The organism is Streptomyces sp. NPDC021622, assembly GCF_040640795.1.
GTDB lineage: Bacteria > Actinomycetota > Actinomycetes > Streptomycetales > Streptomycetaceae > Streptomyces.
Map to the genome: position 1 here is coordinate 1 of NZ_JBFACK010000019.1, position 21,871 is coordinate 21,871.

The window sequence follows — 21,871 nt, forward strand, 5'->3', positions numbered from 1 at the left end:
TTTGGTGTTGTGCTTATCGCCGTTCCCCCTCCCGTCGGGGCCGGCCCACACCCCCCGCGCGCCCGGGGGGGGGCCGTCCTCAACCCCCCACCCCCCCCCCCCCCGCCCGTACGACACGTCAACGGTAGCGTCAGAGCTGCAACTTGAAGCCCACATGCGATGCCGTGAACCCGAGCCGCTCGTAGAAGCGATGGGCATCGGTGCGGGTGGCGTCGGAGGTCAGCTGCACCAACTGGCAGTTCTGGCGCCGGGATTCCTCGATGGCCCACTCGATGAAGCGGGTGCCGAGGCCGCTGCCTCGTTCGTCGGCGTGGATGCGTACGGCCTCGATGATCGACCGGGTGGCCCCCTTCCGGGACAGCCCGTGAATGATCGTGAGCTGAAGGGTGCCGACGACGCGTCCTTCGCGTACGGCGACGACCTGGTGCTGGTTCGGGTCGCCGGCCAGTCGCTCGTACGCGGCGAGGTACGGCGTGAGGTCGTCCGGCGACTCGCGATGGTTGCCCAGCGAGTCATCGGCGAGCATCTTCACGATGGCGGGGATGTCGTCGGCCACGGCCGGGCGTATCTCAAGATCTCCCATGAGCCGCAGCCTATGCGGCCAGCTGCCGGTCGGTCGGTCCTTACGCCGGTACGCGCACCGCTTCCACGGCCCTGACCAGCGGCGCGAGCTCCGGTTCCAATGCCGCCGCGTCGAGCGCCTCGCGCAGCGCGGTGTCATTGGTGGGCCGCGCCTCGGCGAGCAGCGCGGCGCCCGACTCGCTGACGTCCGTGTAGATGCCCCGGCGGTCGGTCGGGCACAGGTAGCGGGCGAGCAGCCCGCGGTCCTCGAGCCGGGTGACCAGGCGTGTGGTGGCGCTCTGGCTGAGCACGACGGCGTCGGCGACCTGCTTCATCTGCAGATGGCCGCCCTCTCCGTCGTGCTGTCGGCTGAGGACGTCGAGCAGGGAGTACTCGCGCACGCTCAGGCCGTGTTTGGCCTGCAGGGCGCGCTCGATGTGGGTCTCGATCTTCCCGTGAAGCAGGGAGAGCGCGCACCAGCCCTGTGCAAGGGCGGTCAGTGCGGGGTCCGTCGCTGTCATGGCTCTTGTTCCTCCGTCCCGGAGCGGCTGAAACCAGGATAGTGCACGTACGCAATATCCAGCGGTTGCAAGTATCCCGCGTCTGCAACTATTGTGTACGCAAGCTAAGCGCACCTGCAATCGTCTTGGAAGGTCGAACCATGCCTCTCGCGCTACTGGCCCTCGCGATCGGGGCCTTCGGAATCGGGACCACAGAGTTCGTGATCATGGGACTGCTCCCTGAGGTCGCGGGTGACTTCGGCGTCTCCATCCCCACGGCCGGTCTCCTCGTGACCGGCTACGCACTCGGCGTCGTCCTCGGCGCTCCCCTGATGACCGTTCTCGGCACCCGTATCTCACGCAAGCGGATGCTGATGATCCTTATGGGCCTGTTCATCGCGGGCAATCTGCTCTCCGCCGTGGCCCCGGCCTTCGGCGTGATGCTGGCGGGCCGGGTCGTCGCCTCGCTCGCCCACGGCGCCTTCTTCGGCATCGGCTCGGTCGTCGCGGCCGAACTGGTCGCACCGGAGAAGAAGGCCGGAGCGATCGCCATGATGTTCACGGGCCTCACCGTGGCCAATGTGGTCGGTGTGCCGCTCGGCACGCTCGTCGGGCAGACCCTCGGCTGGCGCATCACCTTCGCCATCGTGGCCGGCCTCGGCGTCATCGGCCTCGTGGGCATCGCCAAGCTGGTCCCGGACCTGCCCAAGCCCCAGGGCGTACGGCTCCGCCATGAGCTGGCCGCATTCCGCAACGTACAAGTACTGCTCGCCATGGCGATGACGATCCTCGGCTTCGGCGGTGTCTTCGCGGCCGTCACCTACCTCGCGCCGATGATGACGGACGTCGCGGGCTATGCGGACTCCTCCGTGACCTGGCTGCTCGTCCTCTTCGGCCTCGGCATGGTCGCGGGCAACCTGATCGGCGGGAAGTTCGCGGACCGCGCGCTGATGCCGCTGCTCTACGTCTCGTTGAGCGGGCTTGCCGTGGTGCTCGCCCTCTTCACCTTCACCGCGCACAACAAGATCGCGGCAGCCGTGACCATCGCCCTGATCGGCGCCCTGGGCTTCGCGACCGTGCCGCCGCTGCAGAAGCGGGTGCTCGACCAGGCCTCCGGCGCGCCCACGCTCGCCTCGGCCGTGAACATCGGCGCCTTCAACCTCGGCAACGCCCTCTCGGCCTGGCTCGGCGGCCTCGTGATCTCCGCGGGCCTCGGCTACACCGCCCCGAACTGGGTGGGCGCGGTCCTCGCGGGCTCCGCGCTCGTCCTGGCCGTGCTCTCGGCCGTGCTCGAGCGCCGCTCGGCCACCCCGAGCCTGGTCGTCGCGGGAGCGGCCCCGCTGGAGCAGCCGACGCCCGTCCTCCACCACTGACCCCACCCCCCCATAGCCCCCCCCCCGCGCAAGCACCACCGCACAAGGAGAATCCCCATGAGCACCACCGCCACCGCTGTCGCCCCGCTGACCATCGAGGACGCCGAGGCGCTCGTCTCCGCGGCCCATCGTGTGGCCGAGGCCGCCGGTGTCACGGTCAGCGTCACCGTCCTCGACGCGGGCGGGCATCTGCTGGCCTTCCGGCGTGACGACCGGGCCGTACTGATCTCCGGAGAGACCAGCACCCGCAAGGCGTATACGGCGCTTCAGCTCAACGCCCCGACCGCCGACCTCGTCGACCTGGTCAAGCCTGATGGCCCCTTCCACACCCTGCCGACCGCCCTCGACCGGCCGCTGCTCTTCATCGCCGGCGGCATCCCGGTCCACCGCGACGGCCGGCTGATCGGCGCCATCGGCATCGGCGGCGGAGCGCCCGAGCAGGACCACGGGTTCGCTACGGCGGCCGTGGAGGCCCTCGCGTAGTACGCCGCCATACGTCGCCGCGCGAGCACATGACGAAAGGCCCACCCCCAAGCGCCGAGATCTGTCCGGAACTTGGGGGTGGGCCTTTCGTCATGCGGTGGCCGCGTGGGTACGTGCTCGCCGCTCAGCCGGCCGCCACCGTCAGCGGCGCGAAGCGACGCGACCAGTCGCCGGGCAGCTCGGGGATGCCGTACGTCATCACGGCGTTGAAGGCGATGGGCTCCAAGCCGCGTTCCTTCACCCAGGCGAGCAGCTCTTCATGGCGTACGTCGATGTCGGTGCGCAGCGGTCGGTCCGAGCCGGCGGCGAGGGAGCCGATGAGGGCCTTTGCCGTATCCGTGTCGCGGGCGATCAGCGGGCCGATGACGTGGGTCTCCATGTTCGGCCAGGCGCCCGCGTAGCCGATGATCTCGCCGTCGGCCTCCGCGACCCGCAGCTGGTCGACGAAGGCCGGAAGGCGGGTGATCATGTGCGTGCGGTCGACGCCGAAGACCTCGTGGTCGAGCCGGAGGATCGCGGTCAGGTCCTCGGCGGTGGCTGGCCGGGTGGCGACGTCGGGCAGCGGGCCGTCCGCGGTGAACCGGCCGCGGACCATTTCGGCGCGGCCGGTGGTCTTGAAACCGAGCTCCTCATAGAGAGGGCGGCCGTTCGGCGTCGCATGAAGGGTGAGCGGGGTGGTGCCTGCCTCTTCGACGACGTGGCGCATGAGGCGGCGGCCGATGCCCTTGCGGGCGTGCCGCTCGGCGACGAGGACCATACCGATCGCTCCGAGGCCCGGGCGCTCATGCGGTCCGTACTCGGTCACCACACAGGCGGCGATGAGGCCGCTGCCGTCGGGGTCGTCGATGCCGAGGCCCGTACCGGCCGAGAGCAACAGCCCCCATTTGTGGTCCTCGCGTGGCCAGCCCCGGTCCTGGGAGAGGTCGGCGCAGGCGGTGACGTCGCGGAGGGTCAGCCGGCGGATGGGCAGTGCGGAGAGGGAAGGTGTCGACACTCGGGTCAGGCTGTCTGACGTACGTCCGTGACGTCCACCGGTTTGTGGGCAGAAGCACGCTGGTTCCGGCCACGTTGCTTCCGGCCACGGCGGGTCAGACCCCAGGGCTTGAGCACCGAGACGACCGTCATGAAGAGATAGGCGCTCAGGGAGACGATGGGCCCCGCGATCAGGTCGGTCGGATCCGCCACCGGTGAGCCCGCGGCCACCGTGGCGACCGTGTCGTTGATGCCCGGGCGCAGGGCGAAGGCCGATGCGGCGGTGGTGGCCAGGGTCAGCCAGAACTTCGTGTAGACCCAGCGGTGCTTGGCGAGTCCCCAAGGAGTTCCGAGGGAAAGCAGCAGTCCGCTCAGCAGCGTGAGCAGCGCCAGGGGGAGCACCAGCCAGTCCGCGAAGAGCTTCATGGAGCGGGCGGCGGCTTCGGTGGTCGCGGCTGAATCCGTGGTGATGGCGGCGAAGGCGAGCGCGAGCAGCCCGAGCGTGAGCCCGAGCCAGCCCGCGGCGGCGGCTACGTGGACGACGAGGGTGGCCCGGCGAGCGGGGCGGCTTAGTTTCACGTGAAACACGGTGCCGGGAAAGGCGGCCGGAGGCGTCTGACAGCGGGAGTAACCGTGGCTACTAGCCTCGGCGTACATGCCACGCCTTCACCTCTTCGACCTGGACGGAACGCTGCTGCACGGCACGGCAGCCCCCGTGGAGATCTCCCGTCGGCTCGGTCTCGACGCGGAGATCGCGGAGCTGGAACGCGACTTCGTGGCCCGGCGTATCGATCCGCCTCAGTACGCGGTCCGGGTGCGTGCCCTGTGGGCGGATCTCACCGAGGCGCACGTGACGGCGGCCTTCGAAGGGGCTCCCTGGCTCTCCGGGATACGGGAGACCTGGGCCGAGATCCGCGAGGGCGGTGACTATTGCGCCGTGATCTCGCTGTCGCCGTCGTTCTTCGTCGAGCGGCTTCTGGCATGGGGAGCGCATGCCGCGTACGGATCGCGATTTCCCTCCGTGCCGTTCACCGAGCCGGTGAATCCGGCGGGCATTCTCAATGCCGCGGCCAAGGTGAAGATCGCGGACCGGCTCTGTGAAGAGTTCGGGGTGGGCAGGTCCGATTGCGTCGCATATGGCGACTCGCTCTCGGACGTGGAGTTGTTCGGGACGGTGCCGGTTTCGGTCGCCGTCAATGCGGATCAGCGGCTGGTTGGGCTCGCTACCCACTCTTATGCCGGGCGGGATCTGCGTAAGGCGTATGAATTGGTGTGCCCCGCCCGGTAATTGGCGCAATTGGCAGGCGTGGTCCGCTGAATTCCAGGTGAAGGATGGCGGACTTGTGTGCCGGACGGCTGCCGGTATGGTCGAGTCCGGTTCGTGCCGGGTGTATCTCTGCGCACCCCTGGGGGCACGGACAGAGGTCAACGCAGCCTAACGGGGCGAAGAGATCGAAGACCTGAACTTTCGGTTATGCGGCCGGCGCGATGGCGATGGATGGGACGCTGCGGGGAGATGACTGCGGCCAATGTCACATTCCATCCCTACTTGTCCGTAGGGTCCGGAATCCAAGGTTCAATGCGGGCACACGGGGACACGGGGCGAGACGAAGCGGGGAAAGCAGGCAGCTTCCTACAGGGAAGTGCGCGGACCGACCGAGAGATGTTCGAGGCGAGGCACAGCATGGACTCTCCGACCACCACGTCGGCGGGCAACGGCACTTCCGGCGACAACGGCGGTGGAGGCGGCTGGTTCACCCCACGCAAGGCGCCGCAGCGCCCGGAGGACGTCGAGGCGTCGCGTCCCGCGGCCGATGAGTCCGAGACCCCCGAGGGGCGCCGTGTGGCGTCGATACGCCCCCTGAACAGGCCCGCCGCGGGGCCCGCCCCCGCGTCCCCCGCAACGGAATCCGCCGCTCCCGTGGAGCCCGCGCGCGACTCCGGGCCCCGGCCTGTGACCGAGGGGCGAATACCGGATGCACCCGAGCAGAGCGAGCCCGTCCGGAACGTGGTGGGAACGGCCACGGAGGCACCCCGCGCGGAGCCTCGTCCGGAGCGCGTGCCGGAACCACGCCCGATGCCGGAAGCCACGCCGCGGCCCGCGCCCGCCCCCCAGGGATCCCCCGACGCGATCCTCGTCCAGCGCACCATGGCCGAGATCGGCCCTGTCGCCGACAAGGTGACCTCGTACTTCTACGCGCTGCTCTTCACCCGGTACCCCGATCTGCGGCCCCTCTTCCCGGCGGCCATGGACACCCAGCGCGACCGGCTGCTCAAGGCGCTGCTGACCGCCGCCGAGAACGTGGACAACACCGCTGTGCTCGTCGCGTATCTGAAGAACCTCGGCCGCGGCCACCGCAAGTACGGGACGCAGCCCGAGCACTATCCGGCGGTCGGCGAGTGCCTGATCGGCTCGCTCAGCCGCTACGCGAGCGCGGTCTGGGACGACGAGACCGAGGCCGCCTGGGTCCGGACGTACACGACGATCTCCCAGGTCATGATCGACGCGGCGGCCGCGGACGAACTGCGCGCCCCCGCCTGGTGGTTCGCCGAGGTCGTCTCGCACGACCTCAGAACGCCCGACATCGCTGTCGTCACCGTCCGGCCCGACCAGCCTTATCCCTTCCTTGCCGGGCAGTACACGAGCCTGGAGACGCCGTGGTGGCCGCGGATCTGGCGGCACTACTCGTTCGCTTCGGCGCCGCGCTCCGACGGGCTGCTCTCGTTCCATGTGAAGGCCGTCCCCGCCGGCTGGGTGTCCAACGCCCTGGTGCACCACGCCCGCCCCGGTGACGTCATGCGGCTCGGCCCGCCCGCCGGTTCGATGACCGTCGACCACACCACCGACAGCGGACTGCTCTGTCTGGGCGGCGGCACTGGCATCGCCCCCATCAAGGCGCTCGTCGAGGACGTCGCCGAGCACGGCGAGCGGCGGCCCGTCGAGGTCTTCTACGGCGCTCGCACCGACCACGACCTGTACGACATCGACACGATGATGCGGCTCCAGAAGACCCATCCCTGGCTCGCGGTCCGCCCCGTCGTCGACGACCACGCACAGTTCCCGGACGCCGTGCGCGAGTACGGCCCCTGGAACGAGTACGACGCCTACCTCTCGGGTCCGCCCGGCATGATCCGCAGCGGTGTGGACGCCTTGCGGGACCTCGGCATTCCGGCCGGCCGGATCCGCCACGACTCCGTAGAGGAACTGGTGGCCGCGGGCGACTAGCCCGGTCCGGGAGCGTGCGGCTAGCCCAGGTCAGGCGCGTGCATCGCGCGTACGCCCTCGATGTTGCCGTCCAGATAGTGCCGCAGCGACAGCGGCACGAGATGGACCGAGGCGATCCCGACGCGGGTGAAGGGCACGTGGACGATCTCGTACTCGCCGCACGGCTCCTCCACCTCGGGGCCGTGCCGCAGTGCGGCGTCCATGGACTCCAGGCGGCAGACGAAGAAGTGCTGCACCTTCACACCGGTCGCGCCACCGTCCTCGCCGATGTGCTCGACGGTGTCGACGAAACAGGGCACCACATCCGAGATCTTGGCGCCGAGCTCTTCATGGACCTCGCGGTGGAGCGCGTCGACGACGGTTGCGTCCTCCGCCTCCACGCCGCCGCCCGGAGTGACCCAGTACGGATCGACGCCGGGCTTGGTCCGCTTGATCAGGATCAGGTCGTTGCCATCGAGCAGGACGGCGCGTGCGGTGCGCTTGACCACGGGTCGGACGGTCATGGGAGAAATGTGGCCCGGACTGTTCCACGTGAAACATCGCGAACCAGGCGGAGACCCCGTCAAGCCCAGTCGACGGCAGCACGCAGCAGCCACTCGTGCGCCCGCGCGATGTGCGGCATGGCCAGCGTGCCGGTGCGTACGACGAGGAAATAGGTGCGCAGCGGGGGCACCGCCGGGTCGTGCAGGGCCACGACCTCGCCACTCTCCAGGGCGGGCGCGCACAGATAGCGCGGCAGTACGGCGAGGCCCGCACCGGAGGCGGCGCAGGCGAGCACCGCCCGCAGGTCGGGCACGATGACGGCGCCCGATGCCGCCGGACGGGTGTCGAAGACGGCGGCCCAGTAACGGGCGACCAGCGGCAGCGACTCGTGAACCTCGACCACCGGCAGGTTCTCGAGGGCGGACGCGCCCTTCCGCCGCAGCTTCCCGGGGCCGATACGGGCGGCCCAGCGTGGGCCCGCGACCAGGACATGCTCCTCGTCGCAGAGTGGTGTCGCGGTCAGCAGGGCGCCGCGTGGACGGGCCGTGGTGATGGCCAGATCGTGGTGCCCCGCGGAGAGCCCTTCGAGGACCTCCTCCGCATTGCCGAACGAAGCACGCAGCGCGAAGCCCTGGCCGTCCTGCCCCGTCAGCGCGGTGAGGGCGGGCAGCGCAAGGGCAGCCGTGAACTCCGGTGGCCCCGCGAGGTGGAGCGTGCGCACCGAAGAGTCCTCGTCGAGCCCGGTCTCGGCGATCTCCACCAGGGCGTCGAGATGCGGGGCGGCCTTGTGCGCGAGTTCGTCGCCGATGGTCGTGGGGGTCACGCCGCGCGCCTGGCGCAGGAACAAGGGGCGGCCCAACTGCCGCTCAAGGGTGCGTATCTGGGAGGTCACCGCGGGCTGAGACAGGCCGAGCAGGGCGGCGGCGCGCGTGAAGGAACCGGCCCGGTGCACGGTGACAAATGTGCGCAGCAGGGCCAGATCCATGGCAGCGCCCTCCCCTCCAGGCCCCCGGGCCGCGCCCAACTATAAATATGTCGATAGGTCTCTGTCGCTACTGTGATTGGACACTGACACAGAGTCAACTAGCCTTGTTCGCGCGGTTCTTCGCGCGCAGAACCGGGACGGTCCGAGCCACGAGGGGGGAGGCTCGGGCCGTTCGTTGTGCGTAGCGGGGTACTAGCCGGGGGCCGGCAGAGCACCGGAATCGGTCAGTTGTCCGGCTCGGCGGACGCGGCCGCCTCGTCTGCTTCGTCGAGTGCCCGCAGCACGTCCGCCACCAGATCCGCCGGGTCCTCGGCCCCTGCGGAGAAGCGGACGAAGCCCTCCGCGACCGCGTCCCCGCCCCAGCGGCCGCGCCGCTCGGCAGTGGACCGTACGCCGCCGAAGCTCGTCGCGTCGTCCACCAGACGCAGCGCGTCGAGAAAACTATCGGCACGCGCGCGTGAGGGCAGCGTGAACGAGACCACGCACCCGAAGCGCCGCATCTGCTGCGAGGCGATCTTGTGCGAGGGATCGTCGGGCAGCCCCGGATAGCGAAGCCCCGTCACCTCGTCGCGGCCGCGCAGCGCTTCGGCGACGGCCAGGGCGTTGGCGTTCTGCCGCTCGGCGCGCAGCTGGAGTGTGGCGAGCGAGCGGTGCGCGAGCCAGGCCTCCATCGGGCCCGGAATCGCGCCGACGATCTTGCGCCAGCGCTTCACGGAAGCGGCCAGCTCGGCATCGCGGCAGACGACGTACCCGAGAAGGATGTCGCCGTGCCCCGTGAGCTGCTTGGTGCCGCTGGCCACGGAGAAGTCGGCGCCGAGCTCCAGGGGACGCTGGCCCAGCGGCGTGGCCAGGGTGTTGTCGACCGCGACCAGGGCGCCACGCGCGTGTGCCGCGTCGGCGAGGCGCCGCACGTCGCACACGTCGAGCCCCGGGTTGGACGGGGTCTCGATCCACAGCAGCTTCGCGCCGTCCAGGACGTCGAGCTGGGCGTCGCCGCCGGTCGGGGCGGTGCGCACCTCGATGCCGTACGCGGCGAGCTGCTCGTGGACCAGGGGCAGTGCTTGGTAGCCGTCGTTCGGCATGACCACCACGTCGCCGGCGCGCAGTTGCGAGAAGAGCACCGCCGAGATCGCGGCCATCCCGGAGGCGAAGACCAGGGTCTCGACGTCGTCGCCGGACTCCGGCGCCTCCAGCTCGCCGATGGCCCGCTCCAGGAGCGTCCAGGTCGGGTTCTCGTCGCGTCCGTAGGTGTACGGCCCCATGGGGTCGCCCGGCAGGTGGAAGTGCGCGGCGAACACCGGGCCCGGCAGCGTCGGCTCGTGTTTCACCGGCTCGGGGAGGCCGGCCCGCACCGCTCTCGTGCCGTCGCCGATCCCTGAGCCGATCCCTGAGCCGATCCCAGAGCCCGTTCCTGCGGCTGTGCCTGCGGTTCGTGCGGAATCCGTCATGCCGCCCGCCCTTCCATTACTTCGCGTACGGCGTCGAGCAGACCGTCGCTCGCCGCCTCGACCATTCTCAGGCACGCCTCGAAGCCGTCGTCGCCGCCGTAGTACGGGTCGGGAACGTCCAGGTCGGTCGCGGCGGGGTCGTACGAGCGCAGCAGCCGGACCTTGTCCGCGTCCGCGGATGTCGGCGCGAGGCGGCGCAGCGTACGCAGGTGGCCGGCGTCCAGGGCGATCACCAGATCGAGGCGCGGGAACCAGGAGACCTGGAAGCGCCGCGCCAGATGATCGCTCTCGTAGCCGGCCGCCTCCAGGACCGAGACGGTGCGCGGGTCGGCGCCGTCCCCCTCGTGCCAGCCGTCGGTGCCCGCGCTGTCCACCTGCACCAGGCCGCCGAGTCCGACCTCGTCGACCCGCGCGCGGAAGACGGACTCGGCGATGGGTGACCGGCAGATGTTGCCGGTGCAGACAAAACACACGGAGAAGGGCAGGGCCATCGGGCGGGCTCAGTCCTTGTCGTCGGGCAGGACGACGTTCATCGCCCAGGACACGACCGAGATGATCAGGCCGCCCAGGACGGCGGTCCAGAACCCGTCGACGTGGAAGCTCAGATCGAACTTGTCGGCCAGCCACGACGTGAGCAGCAGCATCAGGGCGTTGACCACGAGGGTGATCAGACCCAGGGTCAGGATGAACAGCGGGAAGGTGAGGACCTTCACGATCGGCTTGACCAGGAAGTTCACCAGGCCGAAGAGCAGGGCGACGACGATCAGCGTGCCGGCCTTCTTGCCGGTGCTGTCGCCGGTCAGGGTGATCTTGTCGAGCAGCCATACGGCGACGGCCAGGGCCGCCGCGTTGGCGATCGTCTTGACTACGAAATTCTTCATGTGTCTGATCGTGGCAGACGTAGGGCCGGAGCGGTCGGTCCGCGATCAGTGGCGAGGGGCGTACACGGACGATGAAGGCATTCCGACTGGATGAGCTGGAGGCGGAGCGCGCCGCGAACGACGGTGCGTATCTGCAGTTTCTGCGTGAGCGGAACATGTCGGTCGGGCTGTACGCGCTCGATGCCGGGGAGTCCGACCCCCAACTGCCCCACCAGCAGGACGAGGTGTACATGATCGTCAGCGGCAGGGCGTCGATCACCGTCGGCATGGAGACCACCCAGGTCGCGCGGGGCAGCGTCGTCTATGTGCCCGCGGGCGTGGCCCACAAGTTCCACCACATCAGCGAGGACCTGCGCGTCCTCGTGGTCTTCTCGCCGCCGGAGGGATGACTTCTCAGGGCCGGGACCTCGGGGTTCCCTAAGGGACGGATCAGGGGAGGACAAGGGATCCGAGGCCCCCGTCGAGGACTTCGCCGCCCTAGCATCGAATGCAGGAAGTCAGAGATGCAGAGACGCAGAGATGCGGAGATGCAAAGACGCGCAGAGAGGTAAGGAAGATGGCAGCACAGGAGATCTTCTCGGGATTGCCGTGGTGGGTGAAGTGGATCGCGGTGCCGGTCATCGCCCTGGTCGTGTTCGGCAGCGTGATAGCGACCGTTGTCGGATTCGTCGTCGGCCTGTTGTTCAAGGCACTGATTTTCGTGGCGCTCGTCGGTGGACTCATCTACGTCGTACGGAAGTTCATATCGGGATCGGCCTCGTCACGCAGCGATTGGTGACTTCTCGCAACAGTTCCCTCGGGCGGGGGAAGTTTCCCCGCATGGGGTCTCGGGCCGGTGTCCAGCGGTTAGAGTCCGAAATCCGACGCCGGGTCCGTCCCGCGCGCGGGCGCAATGCGCTTCCTCCCGCGTGATCGCGGGCACGGGCAGACATCCCACGCGCTTCGGGAGTGAACCTTGGCCACGGTTGATGCCGCACTTTCAACTGCCGCCGCGCCGACCCTCATCGGCTCCGTGCAGCGGGCGACGCGACTGCTGGAGGCCGCCGCCGCGCATGAGGGCGGGGCACCCGCCAAGCAGTTGGCCCGTGAGTCGGGGCTCGCGCTTCCCACGGCCTATCACCTGCTGCGCACGCTGACGCACGAAGGCTATCTGCGCCGGGAGAAGGGGCTGTTCGTGCTCGGTGAGGCCGCCGAGCGGCTGAGTGCCAGCGGGGCGCAGCAGAATCGTCGCGGCATGATCAGCGAGGCCTTGGCGCACTGGCGCGACGCCATCGGCGTACCGGTCTATTTCGCCGTCTACCGCGAGGGTGAGATCGAGATCGTGGCCGTCGCGGACACGCCCGGGAATCCGGCCGTCGAAGAGTGGGCGGACTTCCGCGAGACCGGTCATGCCCATGCGATCGGCCAGTGCCTGCTCGGCCAACTCGACGACGAGCAGCGCAAGGACCATCTCGACCGTCATCCGGTGCAGTCGATCACGCGGTACTCGGTCCGTGACGACCGGAGCTTTCTGCGCCGCCTGGACGCGATGGGCCGGATGAAACCCGTGGTGGAGCGGCAGGAGTACGCGCTGGGAACGGTCTGCGCCGCCATTCCGATCACGGCGGGCAACACGGCCGCCACGATGGCGATTTCCGTTCCCTCCTATCAAGCCGACCGGCTGCTGCCCGCAGCAGACCGGTTGCAGAATGAGATCGGAAAGCTACTAGGGACACTCGCCTTCTCTATCAGCATCTGAAAACTCACTCCTTGTGATCTGATGTGTACGTTAAGCAAGATGCCATGGGTGTCAGGGAGTTGGTTCCTGGCCGGTCGAGGTTTAGCGACGGGGTAGGCGGGCGATGCGAGAGCGCGAGTCGGTGCAGGCAGAGGTCATGATGAGCTTCCTTGTTTCCGAGGAGCTGTCGTTTCGCATCCCGGTGGAGCTGCGCTACGAGACCGGAGATCCCTATGCCGTCCGGCTGACCTTCCACCTTCCCGGCGACGCTCCTGTGACCTGGGCGTTCGGGCGGGAGTTGTTGATCGACGGGGTGGGCAGGGCGTGCGGCGACGGGGATGTGCGCATCGCGCCCACCGATCCCGAGCTGCTCGAAGAGGTCCTCATCAGGCTTCAGGTCGGCGGTGACCAGGCGTTGTTCCGGGTGGGGATTCCGCCGCTGCTCGCATTCCTCGACCGTACGGACAAGTTGGTGCCGCTCGGGCAGGAGCGGGCGCTCGCCGACTTCGAGACACACCTGGACGAGGCGTTGGACCGGATCCTCGCGGAGGAGCAGAGCGCGGGCTGACCTCCGGGGGGCCAACGGGCACAGCCGGATGGCAGATTGGTGCATTTCGCGGCATTGCCCTGAGGGCTCGGCGTCGGCTCCCCGTTGGCTGGCTCCCGGCCCCGGTTCGCGGCCCCGCCCCCTCACGGCTTGCGGCGTCGGCCACCGCCTCCGCCGCGGCGCTGCTTGGTGGCCGAGGGAGCCGCGGGGGCCGGGGCGGCCGACGCGGCGGTGGTGCCTCCGGTGCGGTCGGCCGAGACGACCAGGGCGGCCAGTGCCGTCGTCACCGGGACCGAGGCGACCAGGCCGATCGAGCCGATCAGGGTGCGCACGATCTCCTCGGCGACCAGCTCGCTGTTGGCCACCGTGCCCACGCTGCTCTGTGCGATCGAGAAGAGCAGGAGCAGCGGCAGCGCGGCGCCGGCGTACGCGAGGACCAGGGTGTTGACCACCGAGGCGATGTGGTCGCGGCCGATGCGGATGCCCGCCCGGTAGAGGCCGCGCCAGCCCATCGTCGGGTTGGCCTGGTGCAGTTCCCAGACCGCGGACGTCTGCGTGACGGTCACGTCGTCGAGGACACCGAGTGAGCCGATGATGACGCCCGCGAGCAGCAGACCGCTCATGTCGATATCCGGAAAAAGGCCGTGGATCAGGCCCGTGTTGTCGTCCGTGTTGCCGGTCAGCGAGGCCCAGCCGATGAAGACCGAGCCGAGCAGCCCGATGAGGAGGAGCGAGATCAGCGTGCCGATCACCGCGACCGATGTACGGGCCGTGAGCCCGTGGCACAGATAGAGCGCGATCAGCATGATCGCGCTGGCCCCGACCACCGCCACCACCAGCGGATTCGAGCCCTGAAGGATCGCGGGCAGGATGAAGAAGGTCAGTACGAAGAAGCTCAACGCCAGCGCCACCAGGGCCATGACGCCGCGCATCCGTCCCACCACGACGACGACGAGGGCGAAGATCCCGGCGAGCAGTGCCATGGGGACCGTGCGGTCCACATCGGTGACCGAGTACTGCAGCGCCTCCGGGGCCTTGGGCTCATAGGCGACCACCACCTCTTGCCCCTCGCGCAACTGCCGAGGCGAGTCCGGCTGGACGATCTCGGTGAACGTGCGGCCCTTGTCCTTGCCGCTGGTCACCTCGACCGTCGCCTTCTTGCACATGCCCTCCGCGCGCGACTGCGCGGTCTGGCCCTCGGGAGTGGAGGTGTCCCCGGTGGGCGGCGGCTGCGAGGCGTTCACGTCCTTGCAGGGCAGCTCCTGCACCTTCGTCACCGTCGCCGACTCGGTCTGCCGGTCGAAGCCGACCCCGGTGCGCTCATGGCCCGGCGCGCCACCGGGCCAGAGCACGACGAGGCCCACGACGACCGCCGTGGCGAAAGGAATCAGCACCGCGGCGATGACCTTGCGCAGATGCTTGGAGACGGGCGCCGCCGGGCCGTGGCTGTGCGAGTGCCCGTGCCCGTCCCCGCCCCCGGGCGGGTTCGAGAAGGGCGGCTGGGACGGCGGCTGAGACGGCGGCTCGGACGGCGGGCGGGGCGGCGGCTCTGTGGTGGTCACTGCCCGATCATCGCAAGAACGGAGGGGGCCCTCTGTTCAGCACGCCCGATATGACGCTAGCGTGGGGGCACCTTTGCAAACGCGGGAGCTCGGAGCACCGGGCTGAGAGGGCGCTGACCTCCGTACGAAACGGCACGAATGGTGCCGGTGCCGTACGGGATCCGCTGCGTCGACCGCCGAACCTGTTACCGGGTAATGCCGGCGTAGGGAGTAGGTCTCATGACCACATCGGACGCACGCACGCCTGCCTCGACGCAGAACCAGAGCGACGAGGCCGGGAAGTCCATCGGCTGGCACAAGGCGTACGTCGAGGGCTCACGCCCCGATCTGCGCGTGCCGGTCCGCCAAGTGCACCTCACCAACGGCAAGGCCGTGACCCTGTACGACACTTCGGGGCCGTACACCGACGAGTCCATCGACACCGACGTCCGCAGGGGTCTCGCACCCCTCCGCGAGAACTGGATCATCGCCCGCGGCGACACCGAGGAGTACGTGGGCCGCCCGCCCCGTCCCGAGGACGACGGCATCAAGCACACCTCGCCCCGCGGCGGGCTGAAGAACCTCGACGCGGTCTTCCCCGGCCGTCCCCGCCAGCCACGCCGCGGCCGTCAGGGTCAGGCGGTGACGCAGCTCGCGTACGCCCGTCGCGGCGAGATCACGCCCGAGATGGAGTTCATCGGGATCCGCGAGAACCTCGACCCCGAGGTCGTGCGCGCGGAGGTCGCCGCGGGCCGCGCGGTGATCCCGGCCAACGTCAACCACCCGGAGATCGAGCCGATGATCATCGGCAAGAAGTTCCTGGTGAAGGTGAACGCCAACATCGGCAACTCCGCGGTCACCTCCTCCATCGAGGAGGAGGTGGACAAGATGACCTGGGCCACCAAGTGGGGCGCCGACACGGTCATGGACCTGTCCACCGGCCGCAACATCCACACCACCCGCGAGTGGGTCCTGCGCAACTCCCCCGTCCCCATCGGCACCGTGCCGCTCTACCAGGCCCTGGAGAAGGTCGACGGCCAGGCCGAGGCGCTGACCTGGGAGATCTACAAGGACACGGTCATCGAGCAGGCCGAGCAGGGCGTGGACTACATGACGGTGCACGCGGGTGTGCGCCTTCCGTACGTCCCGCTCACCGCGCGCCGCAAGACCGGCATCGTCTCGCGCGGCGGCTCGATCATGGCCGCCTGGTGCCTGGCGCACCACAAGGAGAGCTTCCTCTACGAGAACTTCGAGGAGCTCTGCGAGATCCTCGCGGCGTACGACGTGACGTACTCGCTCGGCGACGGCCTGCGCCCCGGATCGATCGCGGACGCCAACGACGAGGCGCAGTTCGCCGAGTTGAAGACCCTCGGGGAACTCAACACGATCGCCAAGCGTCATAACGTACAGACGATGATCGAGGGCCCCGGTCACGTCCCGATGCACAAGATCAAGGAGAACATCGACCTCCAGCAGGAGATCTGCGAGGAGGCGCCGTTCTACACGCTCGGCCCGCTCACCACGGACATCGCGCCCGCCTACGACCACATCACCTCCGGCATCGGCGCCGCGATGATCGGCTGGTGGGGCACGGCGATGCTCTGCTACGTCACGCCCAAGGAGCACCTGGGCCTGCCGAACAGGGACGACGTGAAGACGGGCGTCATCACGTACAAGATCGCCGCGCATGCGGCGGACCTCGCCAAGGGGCACCCGGGCGCGCAGGACTGGGACGACGCGCTCTCGGACGCGCGCTTCGAGTTCCGCTGGGAGGACCAGTTCAACCTGGCCCTCGACCCGGTCACCGCACGGGAGTTCCACGACGAGACGCTGCCGGCCGAGCCCGCGAAGACGGCGCACTTCTGCTCGATGTGCGGGCCGAAGTTCTGCAGCATGAAGATCTCGCAGGACATCCGCCGCCAGCACGGCGGTGACCTTGAGCAGGACGAGATCGAGGCGGGCATGGAGCAGAAGTCCAAGGAGTTCGCCGCGGCGGGCAACCGGGTCTATCTGCCGATCGCGGACTGAACCGAGCAGGCCACTGAAACGGCCCACGAGGTTCCGGACAGCGCGAATCTGTGGGTCTCCCAACAGCCGTTGGGGGACCCACAGCCGTGCTCGCCCGCGGCCCCGCTACTCCGGCTTGTGGTCGGGCCCGCCGAAGTCGGGGCTTGAGAAGTCCGGACTCGAGTAGCTCGGCCGCGGCCCCGCTGAGGGACCGCCGTCCGGGCTGCTGAACCCGGGCCGGTGGTAGCCCAGTTGAGGCATGCGGCTGCTCGGGTCCGCCGACGGCGTACGGGCCACCTGTGCAGCCCCCGGATCCGCGAGCGCCTCCCGCAGGAACGGAAGGACGCCGCGCTCCAGAAGTGCCTCGCCCCAGGCTTCCCTGGCGCGGACCACCTCCTCGTTCCGTTCGCCGTGCGAGCCGGCCTGGAGCGAGGTCGAGCCATTGCGCAGAGCGGTCAGGAGCAGGCCGATCGCAGCGACCAGGATGCCCCCTGCGGTGAGCGCGCCGAACAGCCATCCCGCGGTGAGCAGGGTGTCCGCGAAGGCGGGCTCGGGGTTGAGCATCTTCAGGATGTAGCCCACGAGCAGGAAGATCGCGGCGGCCGCCCCGGCGAGCACGGGTGCGAGCACCGCGACCACGGCGATCGCCCCCGCCCCCGCCCCTGTCTCGGCGGTGACCTCCCCCATCGTGGTGGCGAGACCGAGGCCGCCCGAGCCGGCTTCCGCCTCGCTCTGGCTGCTCCGTTCCCGTATCGATGGTGCGGCAGATCCGCTTTCGCGCAGCTTCTCGCGGACCTTCACATAGTGCGTGTACTCGGTCGTGGCAGCGGCAGTGATCAGCGCAGTAGCGTTCAGTGCCATGGTGCGCAGCTGCTCGGGATTGAGCCGCTCGCCCACTGCGGCGAGATCCGGACGGTTCGGTGCGGTGCGCAGCGCCTCATCGAGGATCCGCTCGAACTCGGGGCGGTCCTCATTGAGCAGGTGTGGAGCGCTGTTCATGTGCATCCCCCGATGCTCCGTAGGGCTTGGTGGCTCGCATGGGTACGAGCCGTCGGGCAGAAACGGAGGGGAGCCTGCTACGGATAAGCCGATGGTAGAGCCGTGACGGCACGCGGTGACAGGGGGTTTCCAGAAATAGGCCCCCTGGCCAGCGTGATCCTGTAATGGATCGCCTGCCCAGCGAACGCTCAGCTATCCAAGGGGAGTTGGCAGACCAGTAGCTTTCCGGCCATGGTCACTCCGCCGTCCATGGCGATGGCCAGTCCGCCTGCGTAGATGTGCGGTCCCTCGATGACGGGCCCGCCGCCGTCCGAATCGTCCTCGGAGCCGACATCGCCCAGCAGATACGGGATGGGGCTGTGGCCATGGACGATGCGGTGGCCGCCGTACATGTCGAGGAGTTCGCGTACGGCCGCGGGGCCGGACTCGTCGCGGAAGGCGAAGCGCTTGGTGAACTTCCGGAAGAGGTCCCAGCACTCGTCCGCGTCGTTGCGCGTGAGTGTCTCGCGGACGGTGTCGTTCACGGCCTCGATCGAGTCGCCGTAATCCAGATAGGCGGTGGTGTCGGAGTGCATCAGGAGATGACCGTCCTCCGCCTCGATCGCGTCCAGGCGGGCCATCCACTGCAGGTGGTGGTCCTCCAGGCGCTCCATGTCGGTCTTCTGGCCGCCGTTGAGGAGCCAGGCGGCCTGGAACGTGGCGGTGCCCGCGCCCGAGTTGACCGGGGTGTCCCCGAACCGCTTGGCGCCGAGAAGGAGCAGCTCGTGGTTGCCCATCAGGGCCTTGCAGTAGCCGCCGGCTGCGGCGGCCTGGGCGGACAGGCGCATCACGAGGTCGATGACGCCGATGCCGTCGGGGCCGCGGTCGGTGAAGTCGCCGAGGAACCACAGTCGCGCGTTGCCCGCGGACCAGTTGCCGTCGGCGTCGATGAGGCCCTGCTCCTGGAGGGCCGCGAGCAGCTCCTCCAGATAGCCGTGCACATCGCCCACGACGTACAGCGGACCGTGCTCGTCGGACGCCGGCGCCTGTGGAGGCTCGGGCATGGCCTGCACCTCCACTTGCACGGTGTCGCCGCGGTTGATGACGGGCAGGTCGCGCTGGGTGGGGGTGTAGCCGTTGTCCGGCACCCCGGGAACCTCCCCGGAGCCGCCAGGACCCGCCGCGTCCCCCGCACTTCCCTCGACCGGACCGGTCTCATGGACGTACGCCGGTACGCGGAAGTCGCGCAGCGTCGCCGTCCGCACATCGGGTCCCTGACCGGCCCCCTGAGTCATCGACCCCTCCACCACCATTGCGCCGCATCTGCACCGAGATCGGACTGCCTGGTCGCAGCGGCCCGCGGTGTCGTCCGCCCATCATAGGAATGCGGCTCGCGCTGTGTGGTGCACCAGGGGTGGTGAATCAGTACTGAACCCCAGTTCACCGAGGTTTTCTCCCGAATTGGGTAGGGGTTTCCCCGTAGATCATGACCGGGCTGTGCTGGTGGGCGCCGGGCAGCGCGGGCCGACAGGGTGTCTCTCCCCGCCGGCCGGCACCGTCAACCAGGTCCTGGCGAACGGGGTGAGCTGACCGTCGTACGCGGTGGACGTCGCTCGGACGAGGTGCGCACGATCAGCTCCGTCGGTATCACCTGCTCGACCGGGCGGCCCGAATCGAGCCCTTCGATGGCGTCGATGAGCAGTTGGACGACGGCTGTGCCGATGCGCCGGGGTTTCAGCGAGAGCGTGGTGATGGGCGGTTCGGTGGTGGCGTAGACCGTCGACTCGCTGCAGCACACGAGCAGCAGATCGTCAGGGACGCGCAGTCCGTACCGGCGGGCGGCCGCGAGGAGATCGGTTCCGTTCGGATCGAACAGGCCGTAGACGGCGTCGGGCCGGTCGGGCCGGGCGAGCAGCCGGTCGGCCGCGACGGCGCCGGCGCACGGGTCGTGGGCCGGATAGGACTCGTACACCGGGTCCTGTCCGACGCGCTCGCACCAGCGCAGATAGGCGGTTGTGGACAGGTGGGTGTACGTGTCGGTGGTGGTCCCGGTGAGCAGTCCGATCCGCCGGGCGCCGGCCGCCGCGAGGTGGTCGAGGATCTCCAGGACCGCCGCCTCGTGGTCGTTGTCGACCCAGGCGGTGACGGGGAGAGACCCGGCTGGGCGGCCGTCGGAGACCACGGGCAGGCCCTGGCGGACCAGCTCGCTGACGACCGGGTCGTGGTCTGAAGGATCGACGACGACTGTGCCGTCGAGCGCGACGTTCGACCAGACGTCGACCGGGCTGCGCCGGGAGGTGGCGGGCAGGATGACAAGGGCGTAGCCGCGGGCCAGCGCGGCCGAGGTCGCGGCTCTGGCCATCTCCGCGAAGTACGCGAATTCGGTGAAGGTGAAAGGTTCATCCCCGTATGTCGTCACGGTCAGGCCGATGAGGCCCGACTTGCCGGTACGGAGCGTTCGGGCCGCCGCGGAGGGGCGATAGCCCAGCCGTTCGGCGACCTCGCGGACATGGCGTCGGGTGGCGTCCGGGAGGCGTCCCTTGCCGTTAAGAGCGTCGGAGACAGTCGTGATGGAGACACCGGCTGCGGCGGCGACGTCTCTGATGCCCGCTCGGCTCTGCCGGTTGCCCCGGCGGGCGGTCTCCGCTCGGCTCACCTGGTGGTTCCCTGCTGCTGTCATGGCGAGCCGATAGTAGGGCTCATGAGGGTGGGTAGTGCGGGCGCATATTCACTCGTTGACAGGCACGTTTCTGCATGGTGAGTACGGGCCAATGACCTTGGAATGCAAGGGAGTTGGCGGGATTCGGGGGAGTCGGTCCCTTGTCGTCGCGCACAGGCCTGCCAAATGAGCGATGTTTCGAAGAGGTCTCAACTCACCTTCACGGGTGATGCGCGCCACGGAGTGAGCCACCGGCGCGTGACGTAACGGGGAGCGCTCCCCCCTCATCGTGCGCCTTCGTATCTCGATGCCCCGGAACCCATTCGCAGCGGGGCTGAATCCTCATAAGGTGAGCAGTATTGAAGTCAGGGTGTTCAGGTGTTCAAGAGGAGGACTGCGGTGAGCGAGACGAACCCGAGGCTGCGCGCCGAGCTGGAGGGTATCCCCACCTACAAGCCCGGCAAGCCTGCCGCGGCCGATGGTCCGGTGGCGTACAAGCTGTCCTCGAACGAGAATCCGTACCCGCCGCTCCCCGGTGTCATGGAGAGCGCGCTCGCCGCGGCCGGTTCCTTCAACCGGTACCCGGACATGGCCTGCACCGGCCTGATGAGTGAGATCGCCGACCGCTTCGGGGTGCCGGTGTCGCATGTGGCGACGGGCACCGGTTCCATCGGCGTCGCGCAGCAGCTGCTTCAGGCCACGTGCGGACCGGGTGACGAGGTCATCTACGCCTGGCGGTCCTTCGAGGCGTACCCGATCATCACGCAGGTGAGCGGGGCCAAGTCGGTGAAGGTACCGCTGACGGCGGACGAGGTGCACGACCTGGACGCGATGGCCGAGGCCATCACCGACCGGACGCGGCTGATCTTCGTCTGCAACCCGAACAACCCGACCGGCACGGTCGTGCGCCGGGCCGAGCTCGAGCGGTTCCTCGACCGGGTGCCGAGCGATGTCCTTGTCGTCCTGGACGAGGCGTACATCGAGTTCATCCGTGATGTCGAGGTGCCGAACGGCATCGAGCTCTACCGCGAGCGTCCGAACGTCGCCGTGCTGCGTACGTTCTCCAAGGCGTACGGCCTGGCCGGCCTCCGCGTCGGTTTCGCGATCGCCCATGAGCCGGTGGCGGCCGCCCTGCGCAAGACGGCGGTGCCCTTCGGGGTGAGCCAGGTCGCGCAGGACGCGGCGGTGGCCTCGCTGCGGGCCGAGGACGAACTGATGGGCCGGGTCGGCTCGTTGGTGTCCGAGCGCACGCGGGTGGTCGAGACGCTGCGGGCGCAGGGCTGGACGGTCGCCGAGACGCAGGCGAACTTCGTGTGGCTGCGGCTCGGGGAGCGCACCGCCGACTTCGCGGACGCCTGCGAGAAGGCCGGTGTGGTCGTGCGGCCGTTCGCCGGCGAGGGGATGCGGGCCACGATCGGGGAGACCGAGGCCAACGACATCTTCCTGCAGACGGCGGAGGCGTTCCGCAAGGAGCTCTGAGCCTGCGCGGCTTTGCTGCAGCGCGGTTCGG

At 69.1% G+C, this 21,871-nt stretch carries 23 protein-coding genes and 1 riboswitch; of the genes, 10 read left to right on the forward strand and 13 right to left on the reverse strand.

Translation table 11 applies throughout. The features are described 5' to 3' along the window. Positions 1-130: 130 nt before the first annotated feature. Together AB0G47_RS31845 and AB0G47_RS31850 are read right to left on the reverse strand one after the other, a co-directional pair. Positions 131-583, reverse strand: coding sequence for a GNAT family N-acetyltransferase (locus AB0G47_RS31845; RefSeq protein ID WP_360777109.1), 453 nt, complete (start codon positions 581-583; stop codon positions 131-133). Positions 584-623: 40 nt separating this feature from the next. Continuing rightward, positions 624-1,082: a MarR family transcriptional regulator gene (locus AB0G47_RS31850; protein WP_135331205.1), complete on the reverse strand. Its 459-nt coding sequence runs from the start codon at positions 1,080-1,082 to the stop codon at positions 624-626. 140 nt (positions 1,083-1,222) lie between these two features. On the opposite strand from AB0G47_RS31850, the gene AB0G47_RS31855 reads away from it, so the two are divergent. Further along, entirely contained in the window at positions 1,223-2,434 is a 1,212-nt protein-coding gene (locus AB0G47_RS31855) for an MFS transporter (RefSeq protein ID WP_360777111.1), read from the forward strand. 57 nt (positions 2,435-2,491) lie between these two features. Next, on the forward strand, positions 2,492-2,917 hold the full coding sequence (locus tag AB0G47_RS31860) for a heme-binding protein (RefSeq protein ID WP_360777113.1): 426 nt from the start codon (positions 2,492-2,494) through the stop codon (positions 2,915-2,917). Positions 2,918-3,041: 124 nt separating this feature from the next. On the opposite strand, the gene AB0G47_RS31865 is transcribed toward AB0G47_RS31860, so the two are convergent. Both AB0G47_RS31865 and AB0G47_RS31870 read right to left on the reverse strand, forming a co-directional pair. After that, positions 3,042-3,911: a GNAT family N-acetyltransferase gene (locus AB0G47_RS31865; RefSeq protein WP_360777115.1), complete on the reverse strand. Its 870-nt coding sequence runs from the start codon at positions 3,909-3,911 to the stop codon at positions 3,042-3,044. A gap of 5 nt (positions 3,912-3,916) precedes the next feature. Continuing rightward, on the reverse strand, positions 3,917-4,468 hold the full coding sequence (locus AB0G47_RS31870) for a DUF2269 domain-containing protein (RefSeq protein WP_360777117.1): 552 nt from the start codon (positions 4,466-4,468) through the stop codon (positions 3,917-3,919). Positions 4,469-4,544: 76 nt separating this feature from the next. Here AB0G47_RS31870 and AB0G47_RS31875 point away from each other — a divergent pair, with 76 nt between their 5' ends. Further along, a complete protein-coding gene (locus tag AB0G47_RS31875; protein ID WP_360777119.1) occupies positions 4,545-5,177 on the forward strand; it encodes an HAD-IB family phosphatase in 633 nt (210 codons plus the stop codon). 396 nt (positions 5,178-5,573) lie between these two features. Then, the gene (locus AB0G47_RS31880; RefSeq protein ID WP_360777120.1) at positions 5,574-7,115 is read left to right on the forward strand and encodes a globin domain-containing protein; all 1,542 of its coding nucleotides are present in this window, start codon (positions 5,574-5,576) and stop codon (positions 7,113-7,115) included. Positions 7,116-7,135: 20 nt separating this feature from the next. Here the strand turns inward: AB0G47_RS31880 and AB0G47_RS31885 are convergent, their stop codons facing one another. The 5 genes from AB0G47_RS31885 to AB0G47_RS31905 form a co-directional block, all read right to left on the reverse strand. Next, positions 7,136-7,618 carry an NUDIX hydrolase gene (locus AB0G47_RS31885; protein ID WP_266864526.1) on the reverse strand — a complete coding sequence of 161 codons (483 nt, stop codon included), beginning with the start codon at positions 7,616-7,618 and terminating at the stop codon, positions 7,136-7,138. Between the two features lie 59 nt (positions 7,619-7,677). After that, positions 7,678-8,583 carry a LysR family transcriptional regulator gene (locus AB0G47_RS31890; protein ID WP_360777123.1) on the reverse strand — a complete coding sequence of 302 codons (906 nt, stop codon included), beginning with the start codon at positions 8,581-8,583 and terminating at the stop codon, positions 7,678-7,680. Between the two features lie 224 nt (positions 8,584-8,807). After that, positions 8,808-10,031 (reverse strand): cystathionine gamma-lyase, encoded by a 1,224-nt coding sequence (locus AB0G47_RS31895; protein WP_360777124.1) that lies wholly within the window; start codon positions 10,029-10,031, stop codon positions 8,808-8,810. Then, entirely contained in the window at positions 10,028-10,516 is a 489-nt protein-coding gene (locus AB0G47_RS31900) for a low molecular weight protein-tyrosine-phosphatase (protein WP_360777443.1), read from the reverse strand. The genes AB0G47_RS31895 and AB0G47_RS31900 overlap by 4 nt, the downstream gene beginning before the upstream one ends. A gap of 15 nt (positions 10,517-10,531) precedes the next feature. Next, complete coding sequence (locus AB0G47_RS31905) at positions 10,532-10,912, reverse strand: phage holin family protein (RefSeq protein ID WP_135331215.1); 381 nt, start codon at positions 10,910-10,912, stop codon at positions 10,532-10,534. A gap of 71 nt (positions 10,913-10,983) precedes the next feature. On the opposite strand from AB0G47_RS31905, the gene AB0G47_RS31910 reads away from it, so the two are divergent. The 4 genes from AB0G47_RS31910 to AB0G47_RS31925 all read left to right on the forward strand — a co-directional run bounded on the left by AB0G47_RS31910 (position 10,984) and on the right by AB0G47_RS31925 (position 13,197). Then, positions 10,984-11,301 (forward strand): cupin domain-containing protein, encoded by a 318-nt coding sequence (locus tag AB0G47_RS31910; RefSeq protein WP_266864536.1) that lies wholly within the window; start codon positions 10,984-10,986, stop codon positions 11,299-11,301. A gap of 167 nt (positions 11,302-11,468) precedes the next feature. Then, entirely contained in the window at positions 11,469-11,690 is a 222-nt protein-coding gene (locus tag AB0G47_RS31915) for a DUF5326 family protein (RefSeq protein ID WP_360777127.1), read from the forward strand. 234 nt (positions 11,691-11,924) lie between these two features. After that, the gene (locus tag AB0G47_RS31920; protein ID WP_360777445.1) at positions 11,925-12,650 is read left to right on the forward strand and encodes an IclR family transcriptional regulator C-terminal domain-containing protein; all 726 of its coding nucleotides are present in this window, start codon (positions 11,925-11,927) and stop codon (positions 12,648-12,650) included. Between the two features lie 103 nt (positions 12,651-12,753). Further along, positions 12,754-13,197: an SsgA family sporulation/cell division regulator gene (locus AB0G47_RS31925; protein WP_266864540.1), complete on the forward strand. Its 444-nt coding sequence runs from the start codon at positions 12,754-12,756 to the stop codon at positions 13,195-13,197. A gap of 122 nt (positions 13,198-13,319) precedes the next feature. Here AB0G47_RS31925 and AB0G47_RS31930 read toward each other — a convergent pair whose 3' ends face one another. Further along, positions 13,320-14,738, reverse strand: a complete 1,419-nt coding sequence (locus AB0G47_RS31930; RefSeq protein WP_360777129.1) for a YibE/F family protein — start codon at positions 14,736-14,738, stop codon at positions 13,320-13,322. 71 nt (positions 14,739-14,809) lie between these two features. Next, positions 14,810-14,965: riboswitch (TPP riboswitch) on the forward strand. Between AB0G47_RS31930 and thiC the strand changes: the two genes are divergently transcribed. Then, a complete protein-coding gene (thiC, locus tag AB0G47_RS31935) occupies positions 14,958-16,745 on the forward strand; it encodes a phosphomethylpyrimidine synthase ThiC (RefSeq protein ID WP_360777131.1) in 1,788 nt (595 codons plus the stop codon). (Overlaps the previous riboswitch by 8 nt.) 105 nt (positions 16,746-16,850) lie before the next feature. Here the strand turns inward: thiC and AB0G47_RS31940 are convergent, their stop codons facing one another. The 3 genes from AB0G47_RS31940 to AB0G47_RS31950 all read right to left on the reverse strand — a co-directional run bounded on the left by AB0G47_RS31940 (position 16,851) and on the right by AB0G47_RS31950 (position 20,382). Next, positions 16,851-17,729 (reverse strand): hypothetical protein, encoded by an 879-nt coding sequence (locus AB0G47_RS31940; RefSeq protein WP_360777133.1) that lies wholly within the window; start codon positions 17,727-17,729, stop codon positions 16,851-16,853. 182 nt (positions 17,730-17,911) lie between these two features. Further along, a complete protein-coding gene (locus AB0G47_RS31945) occupies positions 17,912-19,015 on the reverse strand; it encodes a metallophosphoesterase (RefSeq protein WP_360777135.1) in 1,104 nt (367 codons plus the stop codon). 245 nt (positions 19,016-19,260) lie between these two features. Then, positions 19,261-20,382 carry a LacI family DNA-binding transcriptional regulator gene (locus tag AB0G47_RS31950; RefSeq protein ID WP_266864548.1) on the reverse strand — a complete coding sequence of 374 codons (1,122 nt, stop codon included), beginning with the start codon at positions 20,380-20,382 and terminating at the stop codon, positions 19,261-19,263. A 378-nt stretch (positions 20,383-20,760) separates the two neighbouring features. Here AB0G47_RS31950 and hisC point away from each other — a divergent pair, with 378 nt between their 5' ends. Continuing rightward, complete coding sequence (gene hisC, locus AB0G47_RS31955; RefSeq protein WP_360777138.1) at positions 20,761-21,840, forward strand: histidinol-phosphate transaminase; 1,080 nt, start codon at positions 20,761-20,763, stop codon at positions 21,838-21,840. Positions 21,841-21,871: the final 31 nt, after the last annotated feature.